The following is a 16,415-nucleotide window of genomic DNA, read 5'->3' on the forward strand; positions in this document are numbered from 1 at the left end:
ATCGTTAGTCAAAAGCATTAAATTAAAAAGCAGTATGGAGAATTATTATCTTTCACTAGTATGCATTGGTTGTATGTGGCTTGTTGCTTCCTGCAATGTTTCCACTTCCCGTAAACAGACGGATTTAGTGCCGAAAGACAGTATCGGTCAGTTCTCAGACCGGGAGAAGCCTGTACAAGAAGTCCCGAGGCGTTTGTTGGATAAATTAGGAGAACTCTATGGGGATAACCCTCCCGGTGTCGTCGGTTTTTCGCTCGAGAGCAAGAATTGTCCGGACTTTATCGGTGGTATCTATATCAACGACCGGGATACGCTGGTGATCCAAATCAAAGGCGATTCAGCGACTATTCGTCAGCGATTGGAGAAAGACCTGCAGTCGAAAGAGTTTATTGTCGAGCCATGTAAAACATATACGCAGAAGGATTTATTAGCCATTAACGATAAACTGGTGGAACGATGGAGGGCTTTGGAAAATACGCCTGTAATGAGAAACGTAACCGGAGCCGGAGTCGGGACGCACGATATCGAAATCCATTTAATCGTTAATACGCCGGAGAAACGGAAGGAATTTCGCGAACAAGTAATGGATTCTCCCGCCTTCCGTTTCACCGGAGTTGAAACGCCTGTCGAAAAAACAACTGTCGGGGTGAACGATACATTAGGCGTTGCTATCCGTCCGGAGTATACGGTTTATTCGACAAAAAGCGACAGTGTGAAGTTTATCTTGTATAACCGTAGCGGCAAAACTATTCATTGCGGTGAACATTATTTTATTACTTATGAAGATACCGGAGGTGTCTGGCGTGAATTGCCTATTAATGAGAATTTTGTAGACATAGGCCATTGGGTGGAAGATGATGATTACAGAGAGTATACTGCTTTTCTTTTTCCGAAAGTGCATCCTAATCCTCCGGGCCGCTACCGTTTCTTTTATGAGGTTACTGTTGGCGACTATCGGGAAGGAGCTCAATTGAAAATGATGGCCGAATTTCGTTTGTCTGATGATAAAAAAGAGTTGAAACAGGTAGCCAAAACTCCTCTCCCGGCAGTGATATTGGGTGGCCTCTCCGAACAGGAGTATTATAAACGAAAAGAACAGATACTGGAAACTAAAATATTCAACATTACGGATGAAATGCCTGAATTTCCAGACGGAGGAGTAGAGGGACTTTATGCTTATATGGCCGCCCGTGTACCAAAAGATGATAAAAAGAGAAATGCAACGCTTCAATTTGTCGTTGAGAAAGACGGTTCGCTAAGTCATATTGAAGTGGTAAACTCTTCCGAAAACAAACGTTTTGACGAAGAGGCTGTCCGTATTGTCAAAGAAATGCCGAAATGGAAACCGGGTAAGCGCCGGGGTAGGGTCGTTAGGACCAAATATTCGTTATCGTTATGTTTTTATTAAGAGAGGAGGAAGATAATCTCTAACATCCCCTGCATCTGCCTTGCTATTGCGGATCTTATGTTTACTGTCGTTTGTGAACCGGCTTCGCTCAAACAGGTCAGCGAGCTCACAGACGACAGTGGAATTTATCGGTTCATTACTCGATATTCTTACGAATCTTAGTCAGATACTCCTTCATCGCTTCGGAATCTTTATCTTTGATGATATCTTGCAGGATATTCAATTCCTCCTGTATCCGGGAAATCTGTTTCGGAGTACGCGGATTGAAGAGAATTTCTGTCAATAGATAATCATCTTCAGACAGCAATCCGCGTGCAATCTTCATGTGACGTTTGAACGTTGTACCCGGTGCATCCTGATGTTTCATGATGGCGGCAAATACCATGGTCGAAGCAAACGGTATACCTAAAGAATAAGCAACCACCTTATCATGTTCCTCAAACGTATATTCACGTATATTCAGGCGAAGGCTGGAATAGATATCTTTGAAGAAGATCTTTCCCAAATGGTCACCTTCCGATATGATGATCGTATTTTCCTTTTCCAGATTTCCCAGATTGGCAAAAGTCGGACCGAACATCGGGTGAGTGGAGACATACGGGAATCCGCAGGTTTCGTAGAACTCTTTCAGATGCGTCTTCACGGAAGCGATATCTGAAATAATACAATACGGTTGCAGATAAGGAAGAACGGTTTTGAACGCGTCGATCGTATAATTCAACGTAACGCAGTTGATAACCAGTTCGGGAGCAAAGTCTGCCACCTCTTCCGGCTTTTGTAACCGTACAGCATTGTAGATGAAACGCATGCGCTTCGGATCATTTTCCAATACAGCTACTTCGTGATCAAAACTCAGCAAATCGGTGAAGAAAGAACCCATCTTTCCGGCACCTAATATTAATATCTTCATTTCTTATTCATTCATGATGATCATCTGCTGACGAACAGACTCTTCGTGTATCTCTTTCAATATTTCCTTTACAAACTCAACATTCAGCTCCATTGTCTGTCCCATGTCCGAACGTTTTTCCAGTATTTCGCTGTAACGCGGTGACTGCAGGATGGGCATGTTGTGCTCCTTCTTATACACACCGATCTCACGGGAGATACGCATACGTTTAGCCAGCAACTCGAGCAATTGTTCGTCGATACCGTCGATCTGGCGGCGCAGTTCGGCCAGGTTTTCCGTTGTCTGTGTCTCGTTACGGATAACCAGCAGGTTGACAACATAATCCAGCACATCCGGAGTGATTTGCTGTGAAGCATCGCTCCATGCACAATCCGGACACGGATGAGATTCGATCATCAGACCGTCGAAGCTCAGGTCCATAGCCTGCTGTGAAAGCGGAGCGATCAGTTCGCGTTTACCACCGATATGGCTAGGATCGCAGAAGATCGGCAGGTTCGGCATGCGGCGGCGCAGTTCGATAGGAATATGCCACAGTGGCAGGTTACGGTACATCTTCTTGTCATACGAGCTGAATCCGCGGTGGATAGCTCCCAGTTTGTGGATACCGGCTCCGTACAGACGTTCGAATGCACCGATCCACAATTCCAGGTCCGGGTTTACCGGGTTCTTGATCAGGACAGGAATATCTACCCCTTTCAACGCATCGGCAATCTCCTGTACGGCGAATGGATTGACGGTTGTACGGGCGCCGATCCACAAGATATCGATCCCTGCTTTCAAAGCTTCGAATACGTGGTCTTTCGTTGCCACTTCGGTAGCGACATACATGCCTGTCTCTTTTTTCACACGTTTCAGCCATTGTAATCCGACTGCACCGATACCTTCGAATCCTCCCGGTTTTGTACGTGGTTTCCAGATTCCTGCACGGAATATTTTAACGCCTTTCGATGCAAGCTGTTGAGCTGCCTCCATTACTTGTTCTTCTGTTTCGGCGCTACACGGTCCCGAGATGATGATGGGACGCTGAGGGTCCACACCGGGTAATAAGATTGATTCTAATTCCATTTCCATGATTGTATACTTTTATTTGTTTATTTCTAATTGTTTGATTCTGTTTAATGCTTCCTGTAATGCTTCATTCTTGCAGCAAAGGGAGATGCGGATATAACGTTCGCCACAGCTGCCGAAAATAAATCCGGGAGTGATAAAGACATTGGCTTCGTACAACACTTTGTTTGCCAGTGCTTCGCTGCCTTCAGCTTCTGCCGGAATCTTTCCCCAAAGGAACATGCCTACCTGGTTTTCATCATACGTACATCCTATAGCATGCATGATCTGTCCGGCCAGGTCGCGGCGGCTGCGATAAGTACGGTTCATATTGTCATACCATTCTTTCGGAGCTTTCAGGGCTTCCACCGCAGCATGCTGCATCGGTTTGAACTGGCCCGAGTCGATATTGCTCTTAACCTTCAGTATCCATTGAACGAACTGTGTATTTGAAGCCAGCATAGCCATACGCCATCCGGGCATGTTGTGCGCCTTGCTCATCGAATTCATTTCGATGCAGATGTCTTTTGCTCCCGGCACACTGAGGATACTTAGCGGATGCTCGTTCAGGATAAAACTGTACGGATTGTCATTACATATAATAATCCCGTGTTTGCGTCCGAAAGCAACCAGCTTTTCAAAAAGCTCCATGCTAGCATTGGCTCCGGTCGGCATATTGGGGTAATTCACCCACATCAGCTTCACATTGGAAAGATCGCTCTTTTCCAGTGCTTCGAAATCCGGTTGCCATCCCAATTCCTCTTTCAGTTCATAGGGGATCAGGTTTGCCTGTACCAGCTTGCTTACCGAACTGTAGGTCGGATAGCCCGGGTTGGGAACCAATACGCCGTCGCCCGGATTCAGGAAAGCCAGTGAGATATGCAGGATACCTTCTTTGGATCCGATCAGCGGCTGGATCTCCGTCTTCGGGTCCAACTCCACACCATACCAGGTCTTGTACCAGTCTGCGAAACCTTTACGTAATTCCGGAATACCTACATACGGCTGATAACCATGCTCATTGGCATTATGGGCATGTTCGCACAATGTCTCGATCGTCTGTTCCGAAGGAGGCAGGTCGGGACTACCTACGCCCAGGCTGATTACATTCTTGCCTGCGGCATTCATTTCGGCTACCTCTTTCAGTTTCTTCGAGAAGTAGTATTCCTGTACGCTGCCGACGCGGTCGGCAGGTGTGATATTACACACTTTGTTTTCCTTCTGCATATTCACCTAAAATTTTTAAGTCCTTTGTTAATGGTATGATCGCATCCAATGCTTGTTTGTATCTGGTATAATCAGTAAATGTCAGGTCGATATAGAACAAATATTCCCATTCGCGTCCGATGATCGGGAGCGATTGTATTTTAGAAAGATTCATGTCGTAAAAAGAGAGGATGGAAAGCACTTTGGAAAGACTACCGGAGGTATGGGGGAGAGCGAATACCAGTGAGGATTTGTTGATGTCTGCCTTTTCAAGCATGTCTTCAGCCGTCCATCGGTCTGCCAGGGCAAGGAAGCGGGTGAAGTTTCGTTTGTTTGTCTCGATCCCTTCGGCAAGGATTTCCATGTTGTATATTTGAGCAGCCAGCTTACCGCAGACGGCGGCGTGTCCTTTCAGGTTATTCTCGGAAATCCAGCGGGCGCTCATGGCAGTATCTTCTTTTTCCACCATCTTCACGTTCGGCAGGGTATCGAGGAAGTCGGTACATTGCATCAGTGCGATCGGGTGGGAGTTGACTTCCGTTATTTCATGTATCGTCGTACCCGGCAGTGCAACCAGCGAATGCGAAATACGCAGTTTGTATTCACCGATCACCCGCAGACCGCTTTCACGTATCAGTTCATGATTCTGCAGCAGGCTTCCGGCAATCGTATTCTCGATGGCCATCAGACCCAATATCGTGGAGTCTTTCTTGATGGTCGTGATTACATCTCTGAATGTATTGCATCCAACAATCTCAATTTCTCCACCTTCATAGAAGCTACGGGCTGCGATGTCGTGATACGAACCGGCTATTCCCTGAATTGCTACTCTCTTTTTCATCTTTCTGTCTTAAAGTCATAAAAAAAGTCCCACCGTAACCGGCAGGACTTCATATTATTATTGATACATATTATCTATCATCAACGCTTTACATATAAATTCCTGCCTTCACTTTGCTAAAGTAAAAGTAATAAAAGAAATATGTAAAGCTAAATCGATTCATTTGTCTCGTTTGTTTTTAAATACGCAGCAAAAGTAACGCTTTTTTGGAAACTACAAGCGAAAAGTGATATTTTTTTTGTGTTACCCTATAAAAATAATGTTCAGACTACTTTTAATCCGGCTTGCAGTGTCAACATTTCTTTCGGAACGGACTTTTTAATGCTCTCGATCAGCATGCCTGCGATCGTATGGCGGATAAAATCCTTGCGGGTGATCCAGACGATTTCGCGTGCCGGTTTAGGGATCGCAAAAGGACGTACCAGTGCTTTTTGTTCCTCGCTAAGTTGCAGAGTTGCCAGTTCCGGTATGAAAGTGACGCCATTTCCGCTTTCCACCATTCGCATGAATGTTTCCAGGCTTCCCAGACGGTAGGCAGCCTGACGCAGTTTTACTTTCTCCATCTGGCAGAAGCGCATCAACTGGTCGCGGAAACAATGTCCTTCATCCAGCAGCCAGAGATGTTCGTCACTGATGTCTGCGGTACGGATCAGATCCTTTTTGAAGACCGGATCGTTCTTGGCAACATACCCGAAAAATTGCTCATAATATAATGTATCGCCTTGCAACTGGTTTTCCGACGGTTGGTTGGCAATGATAGCAGCATCGATCTCTCCGTTCAGTATGGCTGCCATGGTCGGAGCCGTTTTCATTTCCAGGATACGGATATCCAGTTCCGGATGTTTTTCCGACAACTGCTGGAAGAAACGGGGAAGCAGATACGGCGCGATGGTCGGGAGTACTGCCAGGCGGAATGTACCTTTCAGCGACTGTTCTTCTTCATTAACGATATCTTTGATCAGGGAAGCCTGATAAAGAACCGTACGTGCCTGGTCGATTACCTTGCGTCCGGCTGGAGTAGGGCAGACCGGCTGCATATTACGATCGAATAGTTTGATCCCTAGTTCGTCTTCCAGTTTCTGGATCATCATACTGAGGGTAGGCTGTGTCACTCTGCAATGTTCTGCCGCTTTGGCAAAATGGCGGTATGTGTCTACCGCAAGGATGTACTCAAGTTGCTGTATATTCATTGTCTTTCAATTCTCATGATATTAATCCTTACGAAAATCAATTACAAAGATATAAAAATTCTGTTATGTAGCGTATTACTTTAAATCTTTGTATAAGGTGAAATTGTTTTGATAGATTTTATCTATTAGTGTATAGTAATTATCTGTTTGACAGATGTTTATATCTAGTGTATCTTTGCAGTATAGAAAAACAAAAACGTATAACATATAAAAATTAAGAATTATGAAAACATTAGATTATTTGCATTTAGATGCATCAGCAGCAAACAAAGTAGTAGAAGCATTACAGCAGTTATTGGCCGATTACCAGGTATTCTATACAAACCTGCGCGGATTTCATTGGAACATTAAAGGACATGGTTTCTTCGTACTTCACAGTAAATTTGAAGAAATGTATGACGATGCAGCCGAAAAGGTAGACGAACTGGCAGAACGTATTTTGATGTTGGGTGGTGTACCTGTAAACAAATTCAGTGAATATCTGAAAGTGGCAAGAGTAAAAGAAGTATCAGGTGTTTCTTGTGGCGATGAGGCTTTGGAAAATGTCCTGAACACTTACGGACAGTTTATTGCGGAAGAACGTAAACTTCTTTCCCTTGCATCGGAAGCAGGAGATGAAGCTACAGTTGCACTGATGAGCGATTATCTGAAAGAACAGGAAAAATTGGTTTGGATGTTAGTAGCTTATTCTACTTGCGACTGCAAGAAGTAATGAGAAATAAGTATAAGTATTAATAATTCATTCGTTGCGTTAAGAAAGAGGTTACCGTGAGGTAGCCTCTTTTTTTGTGTAGGGTAGATAAAATTTTATGCAGCGTCTGATATGTAAAATGTGAGGTCTGTTTTCATAGTGAAAAGCCTGTAATTGAACCGGATTTTAGTAACTCCAAAATTGCATCTTCTTACAATTTTAAACCTGTGATTGAAATATTTATTTTATTGTGTAACAGCTATATATAAGGAAAAATAAGAGATGTGGGCTATTTCTTGAATAATGAGTAATGGCTAGATTAAACGATCGTTTTTTTTAGTCACCGCAAAAGTATGCATAAAAAATTGAATAAACAAAATTAAAAAATCATCATCCCTTGTGAAACATGCCATAATGCAAAATTAGAAGTTTAAAATTAACATTTTATCGATACATGAAAATGACTAAAAAAAACGATCGTTTTTGCTAGTCATTTTCGTCGTTACGATTTGTGACTGACGAACTTTTTTGTGCCCTAAAAACAATGAAAAATGGCTAGTATTATGTTGATTATCACAGGGGTGATAATTTCGATCCTACTTTCTTCTTTTATTATACCGCGGATATTGGTTGTAGCTTTCCGGAAGCGGTTATTTGACATTCCTGACGAAAGAAAAGTCCATCAGGGCATTATTCCTCGTTTAGGAGGTCTCTCTTTTGCTCCCTCTATTCTCTTTACATTATCCTTTACAACGGGGCTTCGTTACCTTATCGGTTACGAGATTCCGGAGGAGATGTTGTGCTTTATCATACCGGAATTTTATTTTTTGGTCTGTGGGTTAACATTACTGTTCCTTGCCGGGATAAAAGATGATCTGGTGGGGTTACGTTATCGTTCGAAGTTTGTTATACAGATTATAGCAGCCGCCATGATCCCTTTATCCGGTTTATGGATAAACAATCTGTATGGCATCTTGGGGATTCATGAATTAACTCCCTGGCTCGGAATACCATTGACTATTTTATTGATTGTGTTTATATGTAATGCGATCAACCTGATTGATGGTATCGATGGCCTGGCTTCAGGTTTGAGTTGTGTATCGTTGATCATTCTAGGTTGCTTGTATATTCATAATCATTTATGGATGTATGCTATGCTTGCATTTGCTTCGTTCGGAGTGCTAGTCCCTTTTTTCTATTATAATGTATTTGGCAAAGTCGAACGATGCCGGAAAATCTTTATGGGGGATACCGGTAGCCTGACATTAGGTTATATCCTATCTTTCTTAATTATCCGTTATTCTGTTTGTGCTCCTGATATTATACCTTACTCGGATGGGGCAATCATTGTTGCATTTTCAACAATAATTATCCCTATGTTCGATGTGATGAGGGTTATGTTTGTACGTTGGCGCAGCCATAAGGGGATATTTGTTGCCGATAAGAATCATATTCATCATAAATTATTGGATATGGGGTTAACGCAGTGGCAAGCGATGTTATTTATATTGATTATGGCTTGCTTATTTAGCGGTGTGAATATTTGTTTGATATCATATATTGACAACAATATTCTGATAGGATTTGATATTCTTGTTTGGACAGGCCTTAATCTATGGTTTGACAGGATACGGAAAAAACATCTGGCAGAAAAGTCTACTTAATGTAGACTTTTAGGAATATCGTTGGATTTTGAAATATTGTAAGAATAAGAATAAATAAGTTTTTTATAAACAGAAAAATTATGAAAGCATGTTTTATGGGGTTGGGATATATTGGACTTCCCACAGCTATCATTGCAGCAAAGCATGGAATAAATGTTTTAGGTGTCGATATCAATCCGGGTGTGGTGGAAATGACAAACCAAGGTAAACTTCATATTATTGAACCAGGGATGGAAGAGTATTTGCAAGAAGTTGTAAATGCAGGATTGTTGAAAGCTTCTACCACACCTGAAATCAGCGATGCTTATTTTATGGTTGTGCCCACTCCGTTCAAAGGTAATCACGAACCGGATATTTCTTATGTGGAAGCAGCCACCCGCTCCGTTCTTCCTTATTTGAAGGAAGGAGATTTATATGTAATAGAGTCAACATCTCCGGTGGGAACTACTGAAAAGATGCAAAGTCTGATTTTTTCAGAGCGGCCGGAATTGAAAGATAAAATATATATCGCCTATTGTCCGGAACGGGTTTTACCGGGAAATGTCATTTATGAATTAGTCCACAACGATCGTGTGATTGGAGGAATCAATGAAGAATCGACGGAAAAGGCCATTCAATTTTATGGTCGGTTTGTACAGGGAACCTTGCATAAGACGAATAGTAAAACGGCAGAAATGTGTAAATTGACGGAAAATTCATCCCGTGATGTGCAGATCGCTTTCGCCAACGAACTTTCACTCATCTGCGACAAAGCCGGTATCAATGTATGGGAACTGATCGAATTAGCCAACAAGCATCCGCGTGTCAATATTCTACAGCCTGGAGCGGGAGTAGGAGGGCATTGTATTGCTGTAGACCCTTATTTCATCACAGCCGAATTTCCGTACGAGTCGCAATTGATATCCAAAGCACGAGAAATCAATAATTACAAATCCTTCTGGTGTGCCGAAAAGGTACAGAATGCCATATTAAGGTTTGAATTAGAGCATCACCGCAAACCGGTTGTTGCTATGATGGGACTTGCTTTTAAACCTAATATTGACGATTTGCGTGAATCTCCGGCTAAATATATTACAACCAAAGTGATGCAAGCCTGTAATAATGCGGATATTCTGATTGTTGAGCCAAATGTGAAAGAGCACAAAGTGTTTAAACTGACCGATTATAAAGAAGCCTATGAGAAGGCGGATATTGTGGTGTTTTTAACGGCACATGAGCCATTTAAAGAATTACCTTATACGAAAGGTAAGGTTATATTAGATTTTTGTGGTATTTATAAAAGGTAATTATCTGAATATTTTATTTAGCCAAAACAGATTTAGCTTAAGTATAATATAGAACTTCCAATACGAGAATGGACCAACTTAAAGCTGGAGCTTTACTTTCTTATGTGGTTTTAGGGTTGAATACTTTAATAGGATTGCTCTATACGCCATTTATGTTGCGTATGCTAGGACAATCTGAGTTTGGGCTCTACTCATTGGCAGCTTCTGTAATTGCTTATTTAACTGTTTTGGATTTAGGTTTTGGTAATGCGATCGTCCGCTATACCGCCAAATATCGTGCAGAAGGTAAACAAGAAGAACAATATGAAATGTTCGGTATGTTTTTTCTGCTCTATCTGTTTATTAGTGCGTTAGCATTTATCTTAGGTGTACTGTTAGTGGCTAATGTAGATTGTTTGTTTGATACCCATATGACGGTAGATGAGATGGGTAAAATACGGTTGATGTTGTTGTTGATGGCTTTTAATCTGGCGTTTACATTTCCTATGAGTATTTGGGGAGCTATTATTACAGCCTATGAAAATTTTGTATTCCAAAAAGTTATAAATATTGCCCGTATTCTTCTGAATCCAATTGTAATGATCGTTTTGCTTTTGTTTGGCTATAAGGCTGTGGCAATGGTAGTCGTGACAACCTTTTTTAATGTTGCCACTTTAGTAATCAATTGGATTTACTGCAAGAGAAAGCTACATGTCCGCTTACGCTTTACTCATTTTAAATGGGACTTTTTGAAAGAAGTGTCTATTTATTCTTTCTGGATATTTTTGAATGCTATAATGGACCGGATCTATTGGAGTACAGGACAGTTTGTTTTAGGTATTTTTCAGGGTGCAGCGGTGGTTGCCGTTTATGCAGTAGCTATACAATTGCATAATCTATATATTATGTTTTCTACCGCTATTTCCGGTTTGTTTTTACCTAAAGTAATGGCGATGGTGACACGGAATGAAAATCGAAAAGTAATTTCTGATTTATTTATCAGAACAGGACGTATTCAATTTATTGTAATAGCTTTCGTATTAACTGGTTTTATAATATTTGGTCGTCAATTTATTCAACTTTGGGCAGGCGAAGGGTATGAAAATGCTTATTGGATTTCTCTGTTATTTTTTATACCCTTAACGGTTCCATTAATTCAAAATCTTGGAATTACTATTTTACAGGCTCGTAATGAAATGAAGTTTAGATCTATTTTATATGTGATCATAGCTATCGCTAGTTTGGGACTATCTATTCCAATGGCAAAAAGTTATGGTGGCATAGGTTGTGCTTTTGCAACGGCTTTAGCCCTTACGGCAGGACAAGTTGTGGTAATGAATATTTATTATCAAAGAAAACAAGGTATAGATATTATAAAATTTTGGAAAGAGATAGGAAAAATGTCAATTATTCCTCTTATTGTAACATTATTTTCTCTCTTGCTTATATGGAAAATGAATATTGACATATCAAATATTACTCGTTTAGTCGGTGGTATTGTTTTATTTTCTTTATTCTATCTTCCTCTTTCCTGGTTTGGGGCTATGAATGCTTCAGAACGTTCGCTATTTAGTGGCATATTCCTGAAATTGATAAAGGATAATGTATGATTAATATAGATAGTAAGGAAAAGTGCTGTGGTTGCTGGGCTTGTGTACAACGCTGTCCAAAACATTGTATTACAATGGTAGAGGATGATGAAGGTTTTCTTTATCCCAAAGTGGACTCATCGCTTTGTATTGATTGTAGTTTATGTGAAAAGGTTTGCCCTGTAATTAATCAGGGGGAACCAAGAATGCCGGAAGGAGTTTATGCTGCAAAGAATTTGAATGAAGAGGTTCGTATGGCTAGTTCTTCCGGGGGAATTTTTACGTTGTTAGCAGAAGAAGTAATAGCTAAGGGTGGTGTTGTTTTTGGTGCCAGATTCAATGAAGAGTGGGATGTAATCCATGATTATGTAGAAACGATAGAAGGTTTATCTGCTTTTCGGGGTTCTAAATATGTACAAAGTAGAGTGGGTAAATGTTATTCACAGGTAGAAGAGTTTTTGAAGAAAGATCGTAAGGTTCTATTTTCTGGTACTCCTTGTCAGATTGCGGGTTTGAAACGTTTCCTCAGGAAAGAATATGATAATCTCTTGATGGTGGATTTCGTTTGTCATGGCGTTCCGAGTCCGGGTGTATGGCGAGAATATCTGAAGGAGGAAACCGCACGCCAGTGCGGTGGAAAAAAATTAATTTTGTCTCACCCTATATCAAATGGCAGAGACGCTCGCATTGAGAGCATCTCGTTTAGAAACAAATGCCTAGGTTGGAAAAAATTCAGTTTTGTTCTCACTATCTCTGTGTCCAATAGACACGGAGAAAAAAAAATAGTTTTGCTTTCAGAACCTTTAAACAAGAATATTTTCCTGCGAGGCTTCTTGGCAGATTTGTATTTACGTCCGAGTTGTCATGCTTGTCCGGCGAAGAGTTTGAAGAGTGGAAGTGATATTACGATTGGGGATTTTTGGGGAATACAAAATGTGATGCCTGAGATAGATGACAATAAAGGCGTGAGCGTGGTGATGGTGAGTACGGAGAAAGGAAAGGAAATCTGGGGAGAAATTGCAACTATTAACTATGAGGTTACTTTTGATGATGTGGTTGCTGCAAATTCAGCCTTGATTCGTTCCGTGAACCTTAATCGATATCGGAATATGTTTTATGGAAACCGGATGAATACGATAGAAATGCGGGTGGCAAGTTTGACAAGTATTTCCTTTTGCCAACGTTGCCATAGGTTGTTGTCTGTGATTTTGCTAAGGTTGGGACATCTTGATAGATTGAAGGATAAATTGAAAAAAATATCATGAAGATTGGTATTATTACACAACCGTTAGGTTTCAATTATGGAGGATTGCTGCAAAATTATGCGTTACAAACCGTATTACGCCGTATAGGGCATGAGGTCGTTACCATGGATCAACCGAATTGCCAGATCGGATTGTTTCAGTTGTTAGCCTCTGCAGTTAAGACTTTTTTACTGAAATTGATTGGAAAAGGAAAGGGACGACGTTATCCGTTTGTGGCGAAACCAAGTCAAATAAAGCACATTGCAAGGTATACCGATTCTTTTATTGACAAATATCTAGTGCATTCTACGAAGATGATTGATGCTAATGAGTCTGCCTGTTATGTGCGAGAAAATCATATAGAGGCATTCGTGGTGGGTAGTGATCAAGTGTGGCGGCCTAAGTATAACGTGGACATATACCATTCATTTCTTGATTTTACCAGAGGGATGGATGTGCGGAGAGTAGCGTATGCGGCTTCTTTTGGTGTGGATACGTGGGAGTATTCTTCCCGGGAAACAGATTGTTGCAGGCAATTAGTCCAAACTTTTCAAGCTGTATCGGTACGTGAGGAGTCTGGTGTAACGCTATGTTCAAAATACTTGGGCGTGAAGGCTATCCCTGTACTTGATCCGACCATGCTTCTTGACAAAGAAGATTACGAGTTTTTAGTGGAACAGGAGAATGAATCTTCATGTGATGGAAATATGCTTTGTTACATATTGGATAAGAATGAAACGAAGAATCGGATAGTAAATGAGGTGGCGGAATACTTACATTTATCTCCTTTCACTGTAATGCCGATTCAACCTTTGAATGGAGAGACGATGAAAAATATCAATCAATGTGTGTTCCCTCCGGTGACCAAATGGCTGAGGGGATTTATGGATGCCAGTTTCGTTGTGTGTGATAGTTTTCATGGCGCAGTGTTCAGTATAATTTTTAATAAACCTTTCTTGGTGATAGCTAATCAGGGGCGTGGGATGGCTCGTTTTTATTCCTTATTACGTATGTATGGTCTAGAGGGTCGATTAGTTACTGATGATATGGATCTCTCCTTGCTTGAGAAGCCTATCGATTGGATCGTTGTGAATAGAAAAAGAGAGGAGATGAAAGATATCTCTTTGGCTTTTTTACGGGAAAATTTGAAATAGATTAGTTATTATGCTTGAAAATCCTAAAGTGTCAGTCATAGTTCCTGTCTATAAGGCAGAAGCTTATTTATATCGTTGTGTGGATAGTCTGTTGGTGCAGACCTTCACTAATTTTGAGATATTACTGATAGATGATGGTAGTCCAGACCGTAGTGGAGAAATCTGCGATGAATACGCAAGAAAGGATACTCGTGTACGGGTATTCCATAAGGAGAATGGTGGAGTGTCTAGTGCTCGGCAATGTGGTTTGGATAACGCTGTTGGCGAATACACCATACATGCTGATCCTGACGATTGGGTTGAACCGGATATGTTGGAGGAACTGTATATAAAAGCAATAGAATCTGGTGCAGATATGTTGATATGTGATTTCTTTGTAAATGCAGGTAATAAACAAATATATTGTAATCAAAAACCGACAGTTTTGGATCATGAAAGAGTTATGTGTGAACTTTTCCAGCATTTGCATGGAAGCTGCTGTAATAAACTAATAAAGAGAGCCTGCTATAATATCTATAATGTGAAATTTCCTGAAAATTTTTCTTTTTGTGAAGATCTTTATACAAACGTCTCATTATTGAAAAATAACATAAAGATCGCATATATTTCGAACGCTTATTATCATTATGTACAGGATATAAATCTCAATTCAATAGTAAAGACATATAGTATTCATGATTTTGAATATTGCAAAATGCTATTGAAAAAGTTTTCAAAACTGACAAGTGGGACATCTTGTTTTGATCTATGTGTATGCAATATGTCTTATTTGATAGTTAGTAGAGCGTTTAAAGCAAATATTTTTACGTCTGTAGAGTTTAAAAATAAATGTGGTAAGTATAGAAAAAATATGTTAGCATATGAATGCCGGAATAGTCTTTTTATGTATGCATTAAATTTATCATGTATCGGGTATTATAAAATTGTTTATTCATTTTTTGTGATAATAAAAAAAATATATAAAGTGTTAATATGATAAGTGATATGGATGATATTTAATTAATATATTATTATTTTATCAGTATATATAGTAGATATTTTTATGATACTTTTACAGACAATATTGGTTTATTTATGTTTGACATTTATGATGATTGTAACATCTAATTTAGCTGTACATAGTCATAAAAAATGGATGATTATTATTCCTGTATTATTGTTTTCAATTATATTTGGAATGCGTTATGGAGTTGGAATAGATTATTATGCATATTTGGATATATTTAAATATGGTAATAATTCTTATTATGGAGATTTTGAGCCTGCATTTATGTTTATAATATCTTTGTCTCATTATTTTAATATAGGTTCTTTTGGATATTTTTTTATTTTAGCTTTCATCCAGATTTTATTTTTATACTTATCGTTTATAAAACATAGATTTGTTTTGCCTTTTTTGCCTGTTGTTTTAATATTTACAGGAATAGCAATGACTGGTTTTATGAATTCAATACGCCAAACTATAGCATTTTGTATATTCGTTTTTTCAATACATTATATATCTAACAAAAAACTAATTTCTTATTGTGCATTGATAGTATTATCTTCTTTATTTCATCGATCTGCATTAATTTTGTTTCCTCTTTATTTTTTATGGTATAATAAAGATCAATGGTTTAGTGACATAAACAAGCAAGTAGTACTTGTTTTAATTTCATTTATTACGGCAAATATAATTTCTTTGCAACAAATTGTAGAATATTTTGATCTATTGATAGAGTGGTTGGGATATTCTCGTTATTTAGATAATCATGGTGATAAAATGTATAATGAGTCATCTATTGGATTGGGATATATAATGATTTTGTTTATTTACTTGTTAATTATTTCCAATAGTAAAAAGATGAAATTAATGTTTGCAGATAAAACATTTAATATAATGTATGATCTTTTTATAATAGGAGTGCTTTGTGAATTTCTTTTTCACAGTAGTCAAATGATGATGCGAATTACGTATTATTTTAATGGTTTTAAAATAATATTGATGACTTATGCATTATTTTATTTTTATAAGCAACGATTTTCTAATGGCATATGTTTTGCTAGATTTGTTGTTGTATCATTGATTTTTATCTTGTTTTTTATCAGAATAATTCTTTTCTCAGAAACAAATACAGTACAGTATGTTTTTAGTTTTCAAAAAGAATGGCATTCTATAAAAGATGCTCAACATACTAATATGATTCGAATTTTAAAAGCAAATTGA

At 39.3% G+C, this 16,415-nt stretch carries 14 protein-coding genes; 9 read left to right on the forward strand and 5 right to left on the reverse strand.

The genetic code is table 11. From position 1 onward, the window contains the following. Positions 1–34: 34 nt before the first annotated feature. Positions 35–1,408: an energy transducer TonB gene (locus IEY67_RS16505; RefSeq protein ID WP_183671855.1), complete on the forward strand. Its 1,374-nt coding sequence runs from the start codon at positions 35–37 to the stop codon at positions 1,406–1,408. 136 nt (positions 1,409–1,544) lie between these two features. Here IEY67_RS16505 and IEY67_RS16510 read toward each other — a convergent pair whose 3' ends face one another. The 5 genes from IEY67_RS16510 to IEY67_RS16530 all read right to left on the reverse strand — a co-directional run bounded on the left by IEY67_RS16510 (position 1,545) and on the right by IEY67_RS16530 (position 6,602). Further along, positions 1,545–2,318 carry a prephenate dehydrogenase gene (locus IEY67_RS16510; protein ID WP_122375990.1) on the reverse strand — a complete coding sequence of 258 codons (774 nt, stop codon included), beginning with the start codon at positions 2,316–2,318 and terminating at the stop codon, positions 1,545–1,547. 3 nt (positions 2,319–2,321) lie between these two features. Beyond that, positions 2,322–3,389, reverse strand: a complete 1,068-nt coding sequence (locus tag IEY67_RS16515; protein ID WP_183671854.1) for a bifunctional 3-deoxy-7-phosphoheptulonate synthase/chorismate mutase type II — start codon at positions 3,387–3,389, stop codon at positions 2,322–2,324. Between the two features lie 12 nt (positions 3,390–3,401). Next, complete coding sequence (locus IEY67_RS16520) at positions 3,402–4,592, reverse strand: pyridoxal phosphate-dependent aminotransferase (RefSeq protein ID WP_183671853.1); 1,191 nt, start codon at positions 4,590–4,592, stop codon at positions 3,402–3,404. Then, positions 4,567–5,412, reverse strand: coding sequence for a prephenate dehydratase (locus tag IEY67_RS16525; protein WP_122356547.1), 846 nt, complete (start codon positions 5,410–5,412; stop codon positions 4,567–4,569). The genes IEY67_RS16520 and IEY67_RS16525 overlap by 26 nt, the downstream gene beginning before the upstream one ends. 263 nt (positions 5,413–5,675) lie before the next feature. Further along, positions 5,676–6,602 carry a hydrogen peroxide-inducible genes activator gene (locus tag IEY67_RS16530; protein WP_122356545.1) on the reverse strand — a complete coding sequence of 309 codons (927 nt, stop codon included), beginning with the start codon at positions 6,600–6,602 and terminating at the stop codon, positions 5,676–5,678. A 223-nt stretch (positions 6,603–6,825) separates the two neighbouring features. On the opposite strand from IEY67_RS16530, the gene IEY67_RS16535 reads away from it, so the two are divergent. The 8 genes from IEY67_RS16535 (at position 6,826) to IEY67_RS16570 (ending at position 16,415) form a co-directional block, all read left to right on the forward strand. Further along, complete coding sequence (locus IEY67_RS16535) at positions 6,826–7,314, forward strand: Dps family protein (protein ID WP_122356543.1); 489 nt, start codon at positions 6,826–6,828, stop codon at positions 7,312–7,314. 530 nt (positions 7,315–7,844) lie between these two features. Beyond that, a complete protein-coding gene (locus IEY67_RS16540; RefSeq protein ID WP_122375988.1) occupies positions 7,845–8,957 on the forward strand; it encodes an MraY family glycosyltransferase in 1,113 nt (370 codons plus the stop codon). Between the two features lie 80 nt (positions 8,958–9,037). Further along, on the forward strand, positions 9,038–10,243 hold the full coding sequence (gene wecC, locus IEY67_RS16545) for a UDP-N-acetyl-D-mannosamine dehydrogenase (protein ID WP_122375987.1): 1,206 nt from the start codon (positions 9,038–9,040) through the stop codon (positions 10,241–10,243). Between the two features lie 68 nt (positions 10,244–10,311). Continuing rightward, positions 10,312–11,832: an oligosaccharide flippase family protein gene (locus IEY67_RS16550; RefSeq protein WP_183671852.1), complete on the forward strand. Its 1,521-nt coding sequence runs from the start codon at positions 10,312–10,314 to the stop codon at positions 11,830–11,832. Further along, entirely contained in the window at positions 11,829–13,076 is a 1,248-nt protein-coding gene (locus IEY67_RS16555; protein WP_183671851.1) for a Coenzyme F420 hydrogenase/dehydrogenase, beta subunit C-terminal domain, read from the forward strand. Before IEY67_RS16550 ends, IEY67_RS16555 begins: the two co-directional genes overlap by 4 nt. Further along, a complete protein-coding gene (locus IEY67_RS16560) occupies positions 13,073–14,209 on the forward strand; it encodes a polysaccharide pyruvyl transferase family protein (RefSeq protein ID WP_183671850.1) in 1,137 nt (378 codons plus the stop codon). The genes IEY67_RS16555 and IEY67_RS16560 overlap by 4 nt, the downstream gene beginning before the upstream one ends. Positions 14,210–14,219: 10 nt before the next feature. Further along, a complete protein-coding gene (locus IEY67_RS16565) occupies positions 14,220–15,185 on the forward strand; it encodes a glycosyltransferase family 2 protein (RefSeq protein ID WP_183671849.1) in 966 nt (321 codons plus the stop codon). A 111-nt stretch (positions 15,186–15,296) separates the two neighbouring features. Continuing rightward, a complete protein-coding gene (locus IEY67_RS16570; protein WP_183671848.1) occupies positions 15,297–16,415 on the forward strand; it encodes an EpsG family protein in 1,119 nt (372 codons plus the stop codon).

This window comes from Parabacteroides faecis (assembly GCF_014647375.1).
Taxonomy (GTDB): Bacteria; Bacteroidota; Bacteroidia; order Bacteroidales; family Tannerellaceae; genus Parabacteroides; species Parabacteroides faecis.